Here is a 17,294-nt window from a genome sequence, read left to right as displayed (position 1 = left end):
TCTTATGAGCTCAGAAAAACAATACATCTGTATTGATATTGGAGGAACTTCCATCAAATACGGCATTTACGGGGAAAACAGCGCCTTTCTCGTCACAGGGGAAATGGCTACCCAGGCCCAGGAATCCGGTGGTCCCGGCATCATGGACAAAGCTCATGCGATTATCACAGAATTCCTGAAAGAATACAAGCCGGCCGGTATTTGCATTTCCACAGCAGGCATGGTGGACTGCGAAAAGGGTATGATTACCCACGCATCTCCCCTGATACCCAACTATACGGGAACCAGGATTAAGGAGATTCTGGAACGTGATTTCTGTCTTTCCTGCGAAGTGGAAAACGATGTGAACTGTGCCGGACTGGCAGAATATTACGCCGGTGCTTCGAAAGGGAGCCGCATAAGCCTCTGCCTGACCATTGGGACGGGAATCGGAGGCGCCATCATCATCGACGGAAGCGTATTTCATGGCAGCTCCGGCAGCGGCTGCGAAGTCGGATATATGCACCTTCCGGGAGGAGAATTCCAGGATATGGGGGCAAGCAGCATACTGGTCAAAAAGGTGGCTGCTTATAAAGGCGTTTCCCCTCAGTCTCTGAACGGAAAAGTAATCTTTCATATGGCCAGAAACAATGATCCTGACTGTATCCGTGCCATTGAAGAAATGGCAGACGTTCTGGGTATGGGAATCGCAAATATCTGCTACGTAATTAATCCGGAAGTCGTAGTTCTGGGGGGCGGCATTATGGCCCAGAGAGAGTACCTTTACGGCCCGATCCGCACTGCTATGGATAAATACCTGATTCCCACCGTAGCTTCCCATACGCAGCTTAAATTTGCTGAAAACCAGAATCAGGCCGGTATGCTCGGCGCATATTATCACTTCAGAAACATCCATTAACGGTTCAGGACGGCGAAAAATGAGGAACTCCCGCCGTCCTGAATTGCTGCAATATCCAATTATATTATAAGGAGGCATTACACTTTGGAAAAATACGAGAAGACTATCATTCCTTTTATCGAATCCATTTACAGCAATTTTACTTCCCTGGAAAAGACAATTGCGGACTTTTTTATCAATAACAAGGAGGCGGTGGACTTCTCTTCCAAAAATATCTCCAGGCTTCTGTTCGTTTCTGAGGCTTCCCTCTCCAGATTTGCAAAGAAATGCGGGTTTGCCGGATACCGGGAATTTATCTTCCGCTATCAGGAGGATTTTGAAAAGGCCCCTTCCCTGCCTGTCTCCGACGACAGCACGAGGCAGGTTCTGGATACGTATCAGGAGCTTCTGAATAAAAGCTACTCTCTCGTAGACGAACAGCAGATTGCACGAATCGTAGGAATTTTTTCAACGAAAAAACGGGTTTATATTTACGGCCGGGGAAGTTCCGGTTTTGTAGGCATGGAAATGAAGCTCCGATTCATGCGGCTCGGTGTAAACGTGGAGGCGATCACAGACAGCCACATTATGAAAATGAACTCCGTCCTCTTAAATGAGGACTGTGCCGTAATCGGCATCAGTGTCAGCGGGCAGACGGAGGAAGTTATGGTTTCCCTCAGGGATGCCTATAAGCAGGGCGCATTCACGATTCTCATCACCTCTCAGAAAAATACTTCTTATCAGGAATTTTGTGACGAGGTGCTGCTCTGTGCGGTAAAGGAATATCTGAATTACGGGAAAGCCATCTCACCCCAGTTTCCACTTCTTGTGATGGCCGACATCCTGTATGCTCATTTTCTTCGTTCCGACCAGCTGCGTAAGGAAGCCCTTCATCAGTATACACTTGGTGTTCTCAGCCTTCCTAAAAATTCTATCGATTCTGTGAAAAAAGGGGATTGACAAAATCCTCTTTTTTTTATATTATAATGTTAGTAACAATTATTATTATCGTCTATCTGAAAGGAGGCGACATGAAAAACCTGAAATACAGCCGTCAGCGCGAATCAATTAAAACATGTCTGATGGCTCGTCGCGATCATCCGACAGCTGATGCTCTATATATGAGTATCCGTGAGGAATACCCGAATATCAGCCTTGGTACTGTTTACCGCAATCTGAACCTCCTTGTTGAATTAGGGGAAATACAGAAACTTTGCTGTGGAGACGGAGCTGATCACTTCGATGGAGATATTTCTCCGCATTACCACTTTATTTGTCGTGAATGCGGCAGCGTCTCAGATCTTTCCATGGATATTTCAAATGATATGAACCTGCTTGCTGCCAGGCATACGGACGGCCATATAGACAGCCATATCACTTATTTTTACGGAACATGTAAAGACTGCCTGAGTAAAAGAAATCAATAAAAATTTTCAACTAACTATTGACAAAAGAGAAAAGATGTATTATATTAATATCAGTAACAATTACTGTTATTAATAACAACAAATAAAAAAATATTATAAATTAAAGGAGATTGATAAGTATGAAAAAATGGGTATGTACAGTATGTGGTTATGTTCATGAGGGAGATGCAGCACCGGAGTTCTGTCCAGTATGTAAGGCACCAGCAGAGAAGTTCAAAGAGCAGTCCGGCGATAAGACATGGGCAGCTGAGCATGTAGTAGGCGTTGCTCAGGGCGTTAGCGAAGATATCATCAAAGATTTAAGAGCAAATTTTGAGGGAGAATGTTCTGAAGTTGGTATGTATCTGGCTATGGCAAGAGTTGCTCACAGAGAAGGCTATCCGGAGATCGGCTTATACTGGGAGAAGGCAGCTTACGAAGAGGCTGAGCATGCTGCAAAGTTTGCTGAACTCTTAGGCGAAGTTGTTACAGACAGCACAAAGAAGAACCTGGAAATGCGTGTAGACGCAGAAAATGGTGCTACAGCTGGTAAATTCGATCTGGCAAAACGTGCAAAGGCTGCTAATCTGGATGCAATCCATGACACGGTACATGAGATGGCAAGAGATGAAGCTCGTCACGGCAAGGCTTTCGAAGGTTTATTAAAGAGATACTTCGGCTAATTGTAAGAGACCATCAATTTTATATAGTTTCTGAAATTTCAAAATAGGGTGTTGCAAAAAGAAATAAAGCTGTGCCACCGATACCGAATGTAGTGACTTGGCTACCGCCTGGAATGGAATTTGGTATCAATGGTACAGATGATTCGACTTTTTGCAACGCCCTCTTCTTGTTTCTATTCCCATTTTATGGTATTCTAATCATATAGTGCAAAGACTATATATGTATAATTAATTAAAGGAGGATTTTAATATGTCAAAGTATGCAGGAACAAAAACAGAGCAGAACTTAAAGGATGCATTTTCCGGAGAATCTCAGGCAAGAAATAAATATACTTATTATGCTTCTGCTGCAAAAAAAGCAGGTTATGAGCAGCTGGCTGCCTTATATCTGGAAACTGCAGATCAGGAAAAAGAACATGCAAAAATGTGGTTTAAAGAATTCCACGGAATCAGTGATCCTGTTGAGAATCTGACTGACGCCGCTGCCGGTGAAAACTATGAGTGGACCGATATGTATGCACGTATGGCAAAAGAAGCCAGAGAAGAAGGCTTTGAGGAGCTTGCTGTTAAATTTGAACTGGTTGCCAAGGTTGAAGCTGCTCATGAGAAACGGTATTTACGCCTCCTCGAGCATATGAAGGAGAACAATACATTCAGGGGCGACGCTCCTCTTGGCTGGAAATGCCGCAACTGCGGATATATCCATGAAGGCGAAGAAGCGCCAGAAGTATGTCCATGCTGTGCTCATCCAAAAGCATATTTTGAGAGAAAGTGCGAGAATTATTAAATCAATCTCCTACATAGGGAATTTACCCAGATAATAAAACGGCAGATACGCTCTGACTCCCCAATTTAGGGAGGCGGCGTATCTGCCGTTTTCTTTTATAAGTTTATCCTGAGGCTTTCTGGACTCAGTTCTCGGATACCGTGTTCACCAGGCTTCCGATCCCTTCAATCGTACATTCGATCTCATCCCCTGGTTTCAGGAATTTAGGCGGCTGAAATCCCATGCCTACTCCAGACGGCGTTCCCATGGCAATAATCGTGCCGGGAAGCAGAGTCATTCCCTTTGAAAGATCACTGATTACATGGCTCACCCCGAAGATCAAGAGCTCCGTATTGCTGTCCTGTCTCAATTCACCATTAATTCTGGACTGAATCGAGAGTTTCGGCGGATATGGCAGGGACTCTCTCGTTACGATCCAGGGACCCATCGGCGTACTTCCGTCCAGGCTCTTCCCAAAGTACCACTGCTTATGGCGGTTCTGGATGTCTCTGGCGCTGACGTCATTGAGGATTGTATATCCAAATACATATTCCTCTGCCTCTTCTGCAGAAACATTTTTGGCCTCTTTTCCAATAATAACGGCCAGCTCCACTTCATAATCGAGCCTGTCCGTAATATCACTGTGGGACGGTATGTTTTCCCCATAGGACACTGCACGGTTCACCCGCTTCGAAAAATATACGGGATATTCCCGCTGTCCGTCAAATGTCTCCAGCTTATATCTGGCCGACTCTTCCGCATGGGCCATATAATTGATCCCCAGGCAGATGACATCCTGCCTCGGACAAAGAATGGGCGCCAGGATCTTCACTTCCTCCAGACGGACCGCTCCCGGTATGGAATACGGCTCTGCCTCATTCTTTGTCAACGTGTAATCGATCAGCTGCTTTTCTGAATCGCCCATTTCTAAAACAAGTTCTTGCATATCCTTAAAATCAATACCCATGGATTTTAACGGATACACCCATTGTTCGTCACCGCTCAGCACCCCCAGCAAGCTCTTGTGTTCAATTTCATATGTCAGTAATTTCATTCTGCCCTCCGCCAATAAAAGGATTTCAACCTCATTTTTATGGTAATTGTAACACAAAAAGACAGATTTCACCAGATAATTATTTATCTCACCGTTGTTTCCCTTCCGGATCAGTTGAAACTCTCCCTGATCGTTTTCCATGCCTGGATAATCGTTGTCGGAATCACGGCAAAGATTACAATCGTTATAAGCTGGCGTACGGTCAGGTCAGCCACTGAGAACAAGTTCTGAAGTCCCGGTACAAACAGGACAGCCGCCAGAAGGATTACTCCCGCTTCGAATGCCATAATGCTCCAGAGATTGCTCTTCAGGCCCAGGCGTATAATGGAATGCTCACTTCTGCAGTTGAATCCGTGGAAAAGGCGGGCCAGTGTCAATGTTGAAAAGGCCATCGTGCTGGCTACTGCCTCTGCAGTCCGGCCTGCCGCCGCATCCAGAGCATGAACATTTCCAAATCCGGAACCAGTTTTAAGGCCGGTATAATATGCCATCATGGTACAGGCTGCAATCAAGCCTCCCTGTACAAAGATTGCCGTCATAAACTTTTTCGTAAGATTCCTTCTTTTGGATCTCTCGGCGGCTGTTCCAGAAGCCCGTCTTCCGGAGCCTCCATCCCGATTGCGATCGCAGGAAGGGAATCCGTAAGAAGGTTGATGAACAACAGATGTACCGGTGCAAACGGAACCGGAAGAGCCAGAAGGGACGTATACAAAACGCTCAGGATACCAGCCATATTGCCAGAAAGCAGAAACTGAATGGCATTTTTAATATTTCTGTAAACATTACGTCCATTTGCCACAGCCTGTATAATGGTTGCAAAATTATCGTCAGCCAGAATCATAGAGGCTGCATCCTTGGATACTTCCGTTCCCGTAATTCCCATAGCCACGCCGATATCGGCCTTTTTAAGCGCCGGGGCATCGTTCACTCCATCTCCCGTCATGGCCACAATATGGCCTCTGTCCTGCCATGCTTTTACGATTCTGATTTTATGCTCCGGCGATACACGTGCATAAACGGAAATCTTCTCCAGCTTCTCGTTCAGCTCCCTGTCGCCCATAGCATCCAATTCCGGTCCTGTTACCGCCATATCGTCTGCCTGCAGAATACCTATTTTCCCGGCAATCGCCGAGGCTGTGATCTTGTGGTCGCCTGTAATCATAATTGGTTTAATTCCTGCCCTTACAGCACTTGCTACTGCATTTCTGGATTCGATTCTCGGCGGATCCATCATGGAGATCAGGCCGATAAATGTATATCCGTCTTCACTTGCAAGAGATATGTTTTCATTTTCCCCCAGACTGCGGAATGCGAATGCAAGCACTCTCAGTCCATTTTGAGAGAACTCCAGATTCTGTGCCAGAATCTTCTGGCGGTCTGACTCCAGCATAGGGCGTTCACCCGCTGTTGTCATGATGTGAGTCGCCCTGGGCAGAAGTACATCGACGGCCCCTTTTGTAAGAAGGGTGGGCTTTCCATAAATTTTGTGCTTCGTACTCATCAGCTTTCTGTCGGAATCAAATGGAATTTCTCCCAGGCGGGGCATTTCCTTTCTCATTACACCCTCATCGATGCCAAGCTTGTGCGCCAGTTCCAAAAGCGCAAATTCGGTAGGGTCACCGATCATCTTTCCGTCTGTAAATACCGCATCGTTTGCCAGGACAGCAGCATACAGGAGGTACTGGGCCACCGGATTACGGCTTTTAAATTCGTTTACACCAGCCGTATGGCCGTCAAAATATGCCTTCTGAACCGTCATTTTATTCTGCGTCAGCGTTCCTGTCTTGTCAGAGCAGATGACCGAAACACACCCAAGGCTTTCCACGGCTTTTAGGTCTTTAATAATCGCATGCTCTTTCGCCATTTTCTGAGTTCCCATCGCCTGCACGATCGTCACAATCGAACTGAGTGCTTCCGGTATTGCCGCTACGGCCAATGCCACTGCAAACATGAGGGAGTCCAGGATCGGCATCTTCCTGTAAAGGCTGAGTGCAAATACAAGGCCGGAAATAGCCATAATTACAATTGCCAGACGGCTGCTGAACTGATCCAGGCTCACCTGGAGCGGAGTTTTCTTTTCCTTCGTCTCATTCATGAGGGAAGCAATCTTTCCGATCTCCGTAGCCATCCCGGTAGCCGTCACGAGGATAACGGCTCTGCCGCCCGTTACAAGCGAGCTGGAAAACACCATATTTACCTGATCCGCAAGAGCTGTCTGCCCCTGCCTGATTGCTCCCGACTGCTTTTCTACATTTGTAGATTCTCCTGTCAGGGAACTTTCATTCACCTGAAGAGAATAGTTTTCCAGAATTCGGCCGTCTGCCACTACGAGGTCCCCCGCCTCCAGCAGAAGGATATCCCCCGGCACCACATGTCTGGAATCGATTTCCACTTTCCTGCCGTCACGCATTACCCTGGCAACAGGAGAAGACAGTGCTTTCAGACTGTCCAGAGATTTTTCCGCTTTTTCATGCTGGACCGTTCCCAGAATGGCGTTTAAAATTATGACTGCAAAAATGACGACCGTACTTTCCACATTACCGGATATCATGGAAATCACTGCTGCCACAATAAGTATAATTACAAGAAGATCCTTAAACTGCTCCAGAAACACCTGAAGCGTACTCTTTTTCTTCGACTCCTTCAGTACGTTTTTCCCATACTGAGTTTCTCTCTCGTCCGCCTGCCCGGACGATAATCCTTTCATTGAGGCCTGTAGCTGATCCAATGCCTCTTTTCCTTCCAATTGATACCATTCTTTCATCTCGGACACTCCTCTCTCCGGGATAAGCAGGCACGAAATATGTATTTGATCCGTGTCAAGCCACCCTATCTAATGTTATGAACGAAAAAAGACTTTTCATGCATGAATTGTACAAACCTTTATGATTTGTCATTCACACATGAAAAGTCTCGTAACCGAAAGCGGTATATCCCACCAGACCTAAACAGGCCGCGCATGTTGACAGGATATTAAAACTACTCCCTTTTCCATATTCCGTTCGTGTATCTGATATCAGTATGATATGCAAAAATATTCCAAAAGTCAATCATATTTTCATCATCTTCACATATTATTAACGGATTCTCTCCGGAAAGCCGATTTTCTTCTGTACCTTTCTTAGCGTCTTTGACGCGAAATAGCTGGCCTTCTCAGAGTTGTCCTTGATTACATGATCAATATAGTCCTTATTGCCGGAAAGCTCTGCAAAACGGTCCTGAAGAGGTTTCAGCACGCTGACTACTTCCTCGCCTACAGCCAGTTTGAAATCTCCGTATCCTTTTCCTTCAAATTCTTTCTCTGCATCAGCCGGGGATTTTCCGTTGCATGCACAGTAAATATCAATCAGGTTCTTTATACCAGGCTGTTCATCGCAGTAGCGCACGCAGGCCTCGGAATCCGTTACGGCACGCTTAAACTTGCGGATAATCGTATCCGGATCATCCATCAGGTAAATGCTGGCATTGATATTTTCGTCGGATTTTGACATCTTCTTTGACGGGTCCTGGAGGCTCATGATCTTAGCTCCGGCTTTGCCGATGTAAGCCTCCGGAATCGTAAATACGTCTCCGTAAATGCTGTTGAATCTCTGTGCGATATCTCTCGTAAGCTCCAGATGCTGCATCTGGTCGATTCCTACAGGAACCACATCACTCTGATAAAGAAGAATATCTGCAGCCATAAGTACAGGATAAGTAAACAGGCCCGCATTGATATTATCGGAATGTTTAGCAGCCTTATCCTTGAACTGGGTCATGCGGTTAAGCTCTCCCATATAAGTATAGCAGTTGAGAATCCAGGCCAGTTCCGCATGGCCTGATACGTGGGACTGATAATAAATACAGTTTTTCTCCGGATCGAGTCCGGCCGCAATGTAAAGTGTAAGCAGTGTCCTGGCGCGCTTCCTCAATTCAGCCGGGTCCTGACGTACGGTAATGGAATGCATATCCACAACGCTATAAAAAGTTTCATATTCATCACTGATTGTCACCCAGTTTTTCAGAGCTCCCAGATAATTTCCCAATGTCAGATTACCGGTTGCCTGCATTCCGCTGAATAAAATCTTTTTTCCGTTTAACATAGCTTTTTCCTCCTGAAATTATTCTTCTATATTGTTACATTTTGGTGTAATTGTCAAGCAGTAACCGGTGAAACCGCTCTGAAAATTCGTCTTTTTCTGCCTATTGTAAAATTTATCGTTATCCTTTATACTATATCCGCCGGACAGATACAGCGCCTCGGAAGAAATCATTGCACGGATTTCTGCTGTAAAAGCATGAAACCGCTATGTACAGTATCGAGCTAAAATGAGATCTTATTGAAAAGGAGAATCTTTATGGATAAAATAACGAGTTTTACAATCAATCATTTAAAGCTGCTTCCCGGAGTTTATGTTTCCAGAAAAGACAGGGCCGGAAACGCCGTCATCACAACATTTGATATCCGTATGACGCGTCCCAACTGTGAACCGGTCATGAACACGGCAGAGATGCATACGATTGAACATCTGGCTGCCACTTATCTGAGAAATCATCCATCTTTCGGCAATCAAATCATCTATTTCGGCCCTATGGGCTGTCGCACCGGATTTTACCTGTTAATGACCGGTGACTATGAATCCAGGGACGTCATTCCGCTTTTGACCTCCATGTTTGAGTTTATCCGTGATTTCAGCGAAGAGGTTCCGGGTGCAACCGCAAGAGACTGCGGCAACTGCCGCGATATGAATCTTCCGATGGCAAACTGGCTGGCCGATAAATTTTTAAAAGAAGTCCTGTCAGGAATTGATGATTCCCGTCTGATTTATCCGGAAGACTGAGGAATAATTTCCATAGAAAAAAAATAAGCAGAGATACGTATTTGCATATGGCAGTCGGCTGCCTCCTGCAAATCACGTGATCTCTGCTGTTTTATTGTCTGTTTTATTGTCTGTTTTTCCGCCGGTCAGGCGCTCATTGCCTGTCCTGTCTCTTCAATGACGCGTTTTACGTCTTCCACAGACATATTTCTTTCATTCATCAGACCAATCAGTTCTTCCAGCTCCAAAGCTTTCAGTTCTCTTTCATATTCTTTTTTCTCTTCTTTCATACGCTGGAGACACTCTTCATATTTTTCTATTGCCTCCTGTACGTCCATGAGTTTTTCCTGGAGCTTTTCTCTGCTGCTCTTTCTGACTCTTGCCATTTCCAACCTGTCCTTTCTCTTTTATTCTCCCGAAGAAAACAGGCCAAAATCAGGCTCGTTTGACTTTTGCCTGTTTCCGCGAGACTATCTAATGCTTATATGATTATATGAAAAGACAGGCTGTATTATTCGCTGATTCTCCCGTTTCAGACAGACTTTTTCAAAAGCCGTCCATATGTCATGTCAATTCCAAATGCCCCCAGCGGCGCCGTAATCAAAATTGCCAGAACGGCCACCGTCAAAACAATCTTTCCGCAGGGCAGCCCCATAGCGAGAGGCATGGAGCCGATCGCTGCCTGTACCGTGGCCTTGGGCGTGTACGCAATCATACAAAACAGACGCTCTTTCCGGCTGAGTCCCGATCCCGCCATACAGCAGAAAACTCCCGCCATTCGAAACACCAGTACACCTAAAATCAGTACAACTGCTGCCGGCCCTGCCGCTGCAGCATAGCTGATATCCACAGTCGCTCCCACGAGAACGAACAGCAGCACCTCGGCGGCGATCCAAAGCTTAGAAAATTTAGCCGCCAGGCGGACCGCAACCTCATCTCTTTTCTTCTCCAGAGCCGCACCCATACTCATAACAGCCAGAAGCCCTGAAAATGGAACCACTCCTTTCAGTCGGCTCTCCGCTGCCGCCATCAGAAATGCAATACTGAGCAGAATAACCACCTTGATAGAATCGCGGATATGTACTTTCTTAAAATACACTGCCGCCAGGCTGCCCGTCAGAATTCCCACAGCCATGCCAAGAAGAATCGATACTGGAATCTGTACGAAACCAGCCGGTGAAATTCCTTCTCCCTGTGCCAGGCCCGTAAACGCCGTAAACATCACGATTACAAATACATCGTCTACCGATGCCCCTGCCATAATCAGCTGAGGGATGCCCTGTTTTGTACCATATCCATTTTCCATCAAATGCAGCATTTAGGTACAATAACAGCAGGGGAAACTGCAGCTATCACAGACCCCATTACGGCCGCCTCCAGAACAGATATCCCGAGAATGCGCGGAGCCAGGATCAGCATTCCTGCGATCTCAAAGCATGCAGGCAGAAAGCACATCAGAACTGCAGGCCTTCCCACCTTTATAAGATCCCTTATATCCAGTGCAAGACCTGCTCTCATAAGAATAATAATCAGCGCCAGCTGTCTCAAATCGGCTGATATTCCCAAAATGGAACCGTCCAGAAGATTCAATCCGTACGGCCCTAAGAGAATGCCCGTAAGCAGCATTCCCAACAGGCTCGGAAGCCTTAGTTTTTTAAACAGCCATCCAAGAGCCATTCCCATAAGAAAAACGTAAGCAAGACTATTCAGCATGTTATTTACCTGCCTTTCTTTTTCCGCTTTTGCGGTTCGTTTGTTGAGGGGCTTACAGTCTTTACAGATCACTCTTATCTTATAAGATAAGAATGAATCCCGCTCGCGGGATTCTCCGCCTGCGGCGGGTCGCTTCAGCGACATCATTCCTTACCGTAGCAGGGCGCCCCTGCCCGGAGGGATTTTTTGTTACATAGGATAGTTCGGAGAACTTTCCTAATGTAACAAAAAAGCTGATAACCCCTGTATTGTTATACAGAAGTCATCAGCTTATAAGCAGTTTTAGCAATTATAATTATTCATGCTATGGGAGAACCTCATTCCCGTGGTTATTATACGCCGGAAAATCATGTTTTGTCAATCACCAGTTTTCGTAACGTTACCTTATGAACAGTAACGTTCAACTACTCCGCATATCCGATCAGGCGGCTGTCATCTTCTGAAGTATCAATCACAATCGTATTGCCGGTGTGTACCTTATCTTCAAGGATCATCTTAGCCGCAAGTGTCTCCACATATTTCTGCACATATCGTTTTAACGGCCGTGCTCCATAAACCGGATCATATCCATGGTCTACAACATAGCTCTTGGCACTGTCTGTCATGGCAATCGAGAGTTCCTTGTCGGCAAGTCGCCTGTTCAGATCATCGATTAGAAGTTCTATAATACCGCCGATATTTTCCTTTGTCAGAGGCTTAAAGAGTATCATCTCATCCAGGCGGTTGAGGAATTCAGGCCTGAAGTGATTTCTCAGATCATTCATGACCATCGCTTCTGCCTCCGGCCTTATGGCGCCGTTTTCATCGATTCCATCCAGCAGATACTGGGAACCGATATTAGAAGTCATAATCAGAATCGTATTTTTAAAGTCTACCGTTTTACCCATGGAATCCGTGATCCGTCCGTCGTCCAGCACCTGCAGAAGGATGTTGAACACATCAGGATGAGCCTTCTCCACCTCGTCAAAAAGGACTACGGAATACGGTTTTCTGCGGACTGCTTCTGTCAGCTGGCCGCCTTCATCATACCCCACATATCCTGGAGGCGCTCCGATCAGACGTGATACGGAGAATTTCTCCATATATTCGCTCATGTCGATACGAATCATATTGGACTCGTCGTCAAACAGAGACTCTGCCAACGCTTTGGCCAGCTCTGTTTTACCTACGCCGGTCGGTCCGAGGAACATAAACGATCCGATCGGTTTCGTCGGGTCTTTAATGCCTGCCTTGGAACGGATGATCGCTTCTGTCACCTTTTCAACACCTTCATCCTGGCCGACAACCCTCTTGTGAAGCACTTCGTCCAGATGAAGCGTTTTGCTCCTCTCGCTTTCTGTCAGCTTAGCCACAGGAATATTCGTCCACCTGGAGATGATTTTAGCGATTTCATCTTCCGTAACGCTCTCGTGAACGAGGCTTAAATCCTGGCTCTTGATCTTTTCTTCCTCTTCCTCCAGCTGTTTCTGAAGCTGAGGCAGCTTTCCATACTGAAGCTCTGCAGCCTTATTCAGATCGTAATTCTGCTGCGCCTCCTGAATCTGGCGGTTCAGCAGTTCAATTTCTTCCCTGAGACCGGAGAGTTTGTCAACACTGGCTTTTTCATTCTCCCACTGCGCTTTCTGAGATGTAAATTTATCGTGAAGTTCTGCCAGATCCTTCTGAATGGTTTCCAGGCGTTCTTTGCTGAGATGATCCGTCTCCTTTTTAAGAGCAGCCTCTTCAATTTCCATCTGCATAATTTTTCTGGAAAGTTCATCCAGCTCCGTCGGCATGGAATCCAATTCTGTTTTTATCAGAGCACATGCTTCATCCACAAGGTCAATGGCCTTATCAGGGAGGAAACGATCTGTAATATACCGGTCCGAAAGAACGGCTGCCGAGACAAGGGCGGAGTCCGTAATCTTGACGCCGTGGTATACCTCATACCGTTCCTTCAGCCCCCTGAGAATGGAAATCGTATCTTCTACCGTAGGCTGATCTACCAGTACAGGCTGAAAACGGCGTTCCAGAGCAGCATCTTTTTCAATATACTTCCTGTATTCGTCCAGGGTCGTCGCACCGATACAGTGGAGTTCGCCTCTTGCCAGCATAGGCTTTAAGAGGTTGCCCGCGTCCATGGAGCCTTCCGTCTTTCCGGCTCCCACGATGGTATGAAGTTCATCGATAAACAGGATGATCTGTCCTTCGCTCTTTTTAACCTCTTCCAGAACGGCTTTCAGCCTCTCTTCGAATTCACCTCTGTATTTTGCTCCTGCCACAAGCGCTCCCATGTCCAGAGCAAACAGCTTCCTGTCCTTCAGCCCTTCCGGTACGTCACCGCGTACAATACGCTGAGCCAGGCCTTCTACGACAGCCGTCTTTCCGACGCCAGGTTCCCCGATTAAAACCGGATTGTTTTTCGTCTTTCTGGACAAAATGCGGATCACATTCCTGATCTCACTGTCACGGCCGATTACGGGATCCAGCTTCTGGTCCCTGGCCCTTTCCACCAGATCATAGCCGTATTTTTCAAGCGTGTCATACGTGGCTTCCGGGTTGTCGCTAACCACCCGCTGGTTCCCCCTTACTGTAGAAAGCGCCTGGAGAAATGTTTCTCTTGTTATTCCGTACTGACGGAACAATTCTTTCATAGTACGGTCCGGCTGCTTCAACATGGATAAGAACAGATGCTCGACGGAAACGTACTCGTCTCCCATGGCCTTTGCCTCGTCCTCTGCGTTAATTAAGACCTTATTTAGATCGCCGCTCACATATACCTGACTGTTTCCGCTCACCTTAGGTAGTTTCTCGACAGACTGCTGTACCTCATTCAAAAACATCTCCTGAGAAATGTTCATTTTTGTAATCAGTTTTAATATCAGGCTGTCCTCAATTGTCAGCATGCTGAATAGCAGATGCTCCTGCTCAATCTGCTGGTTGCCGTGTTCATATGCCAGCTTCTCACAGTTCTGTACAGCCTCCATGGATTTCTGTGTAAATTTATTAATATTCATACGTTCGCCTCCTTTACCGGGTTGTATGAATCCAGTTATTTTTGTTCTATACGTACTATAACATATCACATATTATTAGCACTGTCAATAGTCGAGTGCTAATTAAATGCAAATTTTTTTTGCCTTCACGTTCACATGTACGGTAGTTTCTTTTGGCCCTCATTTTTTCCAACCGCTTCGTATATACAATGAAAGAAAAGTGCCGGGCAGAATACCTCCTGTCTGCCTGACACCTTTCAATTCTATTTTTTGATTATTGAGCCTCTGCCTCATCCCCGGCTTCCGAATAAATGATATTCCCTTCTTTATCTGCCGGAACTGCAAATACAAACGTCCTGGCGTCATCAAACTCATAGCTGCAAGTGATGAGCGTATACAGGGACTCGACCCTGCCTTCCAGTTTTACCGCATAGGGGCACAAAGAGATCATGTGATTTACAAATTCATCGAATGCTTCCTGTGATTGAAACCTGGTACGCCTCGCTTCCGGATCCGCTTCTCCGTAATATGCAGATATAATTTTTAAACGAATTTCCTCCTCCGGAGTATAGATTGTAAAATACGGGTGGCTTTCAAAATACTCTCTGTCTTTATATTTGACAAGAGCCTTAAACATAGAACCGTTTTTCATATGATGCCCATAGAGGATGTTATTCTTTCCCTTCATATCGGATGAACTTTCAAAATCCAGATATATTGATCCTCCTGCGCTTTCTCTGCCTTCAAAATCCGTATGGAGATATTTGTCGTTATTTCCCGTCTGAACAATCGGGTAGTCAATCGGTGTATCCGGAATCTTAATCCATCCTACCGTTTCGGAATTCATTTCTGCAAGCTTGTCAAAATCAATCGGTGAAACATATGCTTCCTCACCGTCGTCTTCCTTTTCCTCCGTACTGCCTTCGGCTGCTCCTGCCTGGTCCGTCGTCTGTACGATTTCAGCCAGCTTTTCATATTCCTTAGCTTCTTTCATTTTTCCTATATAATCAACTGCTACAAGGACGCCGCTGGCTAATGCCGCCAGTAAAAGTATGATAATCAGTATTCTCCTTATTTTTCCCATAGATGTCCCTCCCATATCCTGCGAATTTATAAAATAACTTACGGAAAACCAGCTTGATCTTTCAGTCAAGCCGTAGCAAATAGTTCCGCGCTTTCTCGCTCGTCACTAATTTTCATTATAATTCTCCTTGCGGGCTGGCACAAGCCTAATCGTTCCATTCAGTCATAATGCCATTTTCCGCCCCATACAATAATACTAATATCGATTGTGGAGCACCGCATGAAACGATTTTCTTTCCATTGCTTTTCTGAAAATGCCTTATTCTGGATGGCTCTCATACTCCTTACCGCAGGTGCCGCCGTAACTTTTTATGAACAGGGCCGTTTGGCCATGTCCGTAAGTTCGTTTCACATACTCTCTGCGCCGACTGCGGGAAATCACCGTTATAAAGACAGGGAACTTCCAATTTATTGTGTCAGCACCAAGAAACCTAAAGTCGCCCTCAGTTTTGACGCTGCCTGGGGGAATGAGGACACGAGACAGATCATGGATATCCTATCAAAGCACGGGGTGAAGGCCACCTTTTTTATGACCGGAGGTTGGGTGGAAAAATACCCGGAAGATGTAAAATACATCGCCTCTCAAGGGCATGACCTTGGAAATCACAGTGAAAACCATAAGAATATGAGTCAGCTGGACGGCGACGCCATACGTTCTGAAATCACCAGTACTCATGAAAAGGTGAAAGCGCTGACTGGGCAGGAAATGTCCTTATTCCGTCCGCCATACGGTGATTATGACAACGATGTGATCTCCATTTCAAAAGAGCTCGGTTATTATCCCATCGAATGGGATGTGGACAGCCTGGACTGGAAGGATTACGGCTCACAGTCCATTATTGACACGGTGGTTAATCACAGTCATCTTGCCGGCGGTTCTATCATCCTCATGCACAATGGAGCTAAGTACACGCCTCAGGCCCTGGAGGATGTGATCACAGGCCTTCAGAAGAAAGGTTATGAGCTCGTCCCCATCTCCCAGCTGATCTACCGTGACAATTATCATCTTGATCATGAAGGCCGCCAAATACCGGATGTTCCGGAGGAAACCACGGCTGAGAGAACCAAATAAGAAAGATCGCCTATATAGAAAACAGGGAAGAGATTGCGGACTAGGATATCCTGTCCGCAATTTCTTCCCTATACCATTCAGGCAGCTTCTTATCTGACTGATATGCCGCTTCAAAAATGGGATAAAGCTCTTTATACGTAAGATGAGAGGAAATGATTCGTTTCAGTTCCGTCGTTTCCACAGGAATAATCTTCATCCCTTCCACCCACCTGCCGTAATCCGTCGTATCAAAATACTGCATATGCTTTCGGCAGCGGAAATCTGCCATTACGTTGATATTCAGCTTATTGCTACTGAACACACAGTAAGAATTTCCATTTCCTGTTCTCAGCAGATGCTGACCGAGATGGCGTGACACCGGTTCCATCTCCATAGTTCTCTGGTTTGTAGAATTCGCCAGCGTAGCTTCCAGGAGCAGCGTATGTGCAGGATATATTCCCGGCTTCTCCTCATATTCATAGACAATATCCGCTTCTCCGCCTGCAGCATGCGTCTTTGGAAGCAGGTCCGCTTCGAGAGAAAGCTTCATATAATCCAGAATCTTCCCCTCCCGTTCACTCGTCTTATACCATATAATTCCCAGAATATATTCAAAGATCGTAGGGATATCAGCATTGTCTGTAACGAGGCGGTTGATTTCATCATTATCTCTGGCTTCGAATAGCCCCAAAAGTCTGATCAGGTCCCCATCTTTAAATTTTTGATCAATCAGTCTGTCCAAACGGCGGTAACGTTCCCTGTCCAGCAGCTTTCTGGCCTCATCCATGGTTTTTACGTCCGTTCCCAGCTCACTGTTGATTCCGTCTATAATATCCTGTTCACTGACAGCCAGAAACGGAGAAATTTCTTCGATCGGACAGTTGAGG

13 protein-coding genes, 2 pseudogenes and 1 riboswitch are annotated in these 17,294 nt (G+C 45.9%); of the genes and pseudogenes, 7 read left to right on the top strand and 8 right to left on the bottom strand.

Annotated features, from left to right (window positions below; all coding sequences use genetic code 11):
• The first annotated feature begins 4 nt into the window (after nt 1-4).
• From DXA13_RS08305 to rbr, 5 genes are all read left to right on the top strand, one after another.
• Nucleotides 5-898, top strand: a complete 894-nt coding sequence (locus tag DXA13_RS08305) for an ROK family protein (RefSeq protein ID WP_118243329.1) — start codon at nt 5-7, stop codon at nt 896-898.
• 84 nt (nt 899-982) lie between these two features.
• Nucleotides 983-1,837 (top strand): MurR/RpiR family transcriptional regulator, encoded by an 855-nt coding sequence (locus DXA13_RS08300; protein ID WP_118243327.1) that lies wholly within the window; start codon nt 983-985, stop codon nt 1,835-1,837.
• A gap of 71 nt (nt 1,838-1,908) precedes the next feature.
• Nucleotides 1,909-2,304, top strand: a complete 396-nt coding sequence (locus tag DXA13_RS08295; protein WP_118243532.1) for a transcriptional repressor — start codon at nt 1,909-1,911, stop codon at nt 2,302-2,304.
• A 119-nt stretch (nt 2,305-2,423) separates the two neighbouring features.
• Nucleotides 2,424-2,966 carry an NADH peroxidase gene (locus DXA13_RS08290; RefSeq protein WP_118243324.1) on the top strand — a complete coding sequence of 181 codons (543 nt, stop codon included), beginning with the start codon at nt 2,424-2,426 and terminating at the stop codon, nt 2,964-2,966.
• A gap of 250 nt (nt 2,967-3,216) precedes the next feature.
• Nucleotides 3,217-3,753: a rubrerythrin gene (gene rbr / locus DXA13_RS08285; protein WP_118243322.1), complete on the top strand. Its 537-nt coding sequence runs from the start codon at nt 3,217-3,219 to the stop codon at nt 3,751-3,753.
• Nucleotides 3,754-3,877: 124 nt separating this feature from the next.
• Here rbr and DXA13_RS08280 read toward each other — a convergent pair whose 3' ends face one another.
• From DXA13_RS08280 to trpS, 3 genes and pseudogenes are all read right to left on the bottom strand, one after another.
• Complete coding sequence (locus DXA13_RS08280) at nt 3,878-4,786, bottom strand: fumarylacetoacetate hydrolase family protein (protein WP_118243529.1); 909 nt, start codon at nt 4,784-4,786, stop codon at nt 3,878-3,880.
• Between the two features lie 110 nt (nt 4,787-4,896).
• Nucleotides 4,897-7,550, bottom strand: a pseudogene (locus DXA13_RS08275) (cation-translocating P-type ATPase).
• Between the two features lie 313 nt (nt 7,551-7,863).
• A complete protein-coding gene (gene trpS, locus DXA13_RS08270; protein ID WP_118243320.1) occupies nt 7,864-8,868 on the bottom strand; it encodes a tryptophan--tRNA ligase in 1,005 nt (334 codons plus the stop codon).
• A gap of 255 nt (nt 8,869-9,123) precedes the next feature.
• On the opposite strand from trpS, the gene DXA13_RS08265 reads away from it, so the two are divergent.
• The gene (locus tag DXA13_RS08265) at nt 9,124-9,606 is read left to right on the top strand and encodes an S-ribosylhomocysteine lyase (RefSeq protein ID WP_118243318.1); all 483 of its coding nucleotides are present in this window, start codon (nt 9,124-9,126) and stop codon (nt 9,604-9,606) included.
• A 125-nt stretch (nt 9,607-9,731) separates the two neighbouring features.
• On the opposite strand, the gene DXA13_RS08260 is transcribed toward DXA13_RS08265, so the two are convergent.
• The 4 genes and pseudogenes from DXA13_RS08260 to srtB all read right to left on the bottom strand — a co-directional run bounded on the left by DXA13_RS08260 (nt 9,732) and on the right by srtB (nt 15,357).
• Nucleotides 9,732-9,971 (bottom strand): hypothetical protein, encoded by a 240-nt coding sequence (locus tag DXA13_RS08260; RefSeq protein ID WP_147348006.1) that lies wholly within the window; start codon nt 9,969-9,971, stop codon nt 9,732-9,734.
• 146 nt (nt 9,972-10,117) lie between these two features.
• A pseudogene (locus DXA13_RS08255) lies at nt 10,118-11,298 on the bottom strand (cation:proton antiporter).
• Nucleotides 11,299-11,547: 249 nt separating this feature from the next.
• Nucleotides 11,548-11,632: riboswitch (Fluoride riboswitch) on the bottom strand.
• 70 nt (nt 11,633-11,702) lie between these two features.
• Nucleotides 11,703-14,294 carry an ATP-dependent chaperone ClpB gene (clpB, locus tag DXA13_RS08250; protein WP_118243314.1) on the bottom strand — a complete coding sequence of 864 codons (2,592 nt, stop codon included), beginning with the start codon at nt 14,292-14,294 and terminating at the stop codon, nt 11,703-11,705.
• Between the two features lie 253 nt (nt 14,295-14,547).
• Complete coding sequence (srtB, locus tag DXA13_RS08245; RefSeq protein ID WP_118243311.1) at nt 14,548-15,357, bottom strand: class B sortase; 810 nt, start codon at nt 15,355-15,357, stop codon at nt 14,548-14,550.
• Nucleotides 15,358-15,576: 219 nt separating this feature from the next.
• Here srtB and DXA13_RS08240 point away from each other — a divergent pair, with 219 nt between their 5' ends.
• Nucleotides 15,577-16,428 carry a polysaccharide deacetylase family protein gene (locus tag DXA13_RS08240; RefSeq protein WP_118243309.1) on the top strand — a complete coding sequence of 284 codons (852 nt, stop codon included), beginning with the start codon at nt 15,577-15,579 and terminating at the stop codon, nt 16,426-16,428.
• Nucleotides 16,429-16,468: 40 nt separating this feature from the next.
• Here the strand turns inward: DXA13_RS08240 and DXA13_RS08235 are convergent.
• Nucleotides 16,469-17,294, bottom strand: an 826-nt coding sequence (locus tag DXA13_RS08235) for an AlwI family type II restriction endonuclease (protein ID WP_118243307.1), incomplete at its 5' end; no start/stop codon positions are given.

The sequence above is a fragment of the Clostridium sp. AM58-1XD genome, from assembly GCF_003464085.1.
Lineage (GTDB): Bacteria > Bacillota > Clostridia > Lachnospirales > Lachnospiraceae > Lachnoclostridium_A.
Note: the sequence above shows the minus strand (reverse complement) of the source record. Positions and strands in the feature narration are given on the sequence as shown.

Bases quoted from the DNA above. Each gene is read 5' to 3' on its own strand.
- DXA13_RS08305 (WP_118243329.1), top strand. From the start codon at position 5: ATGAGCTCAGAAAAACAATACATCTGTATTGATATTGGAGGAACTTCC.
- DXA13_RS08295 (WP_118243532.1), top strand. From the start codon at position 1,909: ATGAAAAACCTGAAATACAGCCGTCAGCGCGAATCAATTAAAACATGT.
- DXA13_RS08290 (WP_118243324.1), top strand. From the start codon at position 2,424: ATGAAAAAATGGGTATGTACAGTATGTGGTTATGTTCATGAGGGAGAT.
- rbr (WP_118243322.1), top strand. From the start codon at position 3,217: ATGTCAAAGTATGCAGGAACAAAAACAGAGCAGAACTTAAAGGATGCA.
- DXA13_RS08280 (WP_118243529.1), bottom strand. From the start codon at position 4,786: ATGAAATTACTGACATATGAAATTGAACACAAGAGCTTGCTGGGGGTG.
- trpS (WP_118243320.1), bottom strand. From the start codon at position 8,868: ATGTTAAACGGAAAAAAGATTTTATTCAGCGGAATGCAGGCAACCGGT.
- DXA13_RS08265 (WP_118243318.1), top strand. From the start codon at position 9,124: ATGGATAAAATAACGAGTTTTACAATCAATCATTTAAAGCTGCTTCCC.
- DXA13_RS08260 (WP_147348006.1), bottom strand. From the start codon at position 9,971: ATGGCAAGAGTCAGAAAGAGCAGCAGAGAAAAGCTCCAGGAAAAACTC.
- clpB (WP_118243314.1), bottom strand. From the start codon at position 14,294: ATGAATATTAATAAATTTACACAGAAATCCATGGAGGCTGTACAGAAC.
- srtB (WP_118243311.1), bottom strand. From the start codon at position 15,357: ATGGGAAAAATAAGGAGAATACTGATTATCATACTTTTACTGGCGGCA.
- DXA13_RS08240 (WP_118243309.1), top strand. From the start codon at position 15,577: ATGAAACGATTTTCTTTCCATTGCTTTTCTGAAAATGCCTTATTCTGG.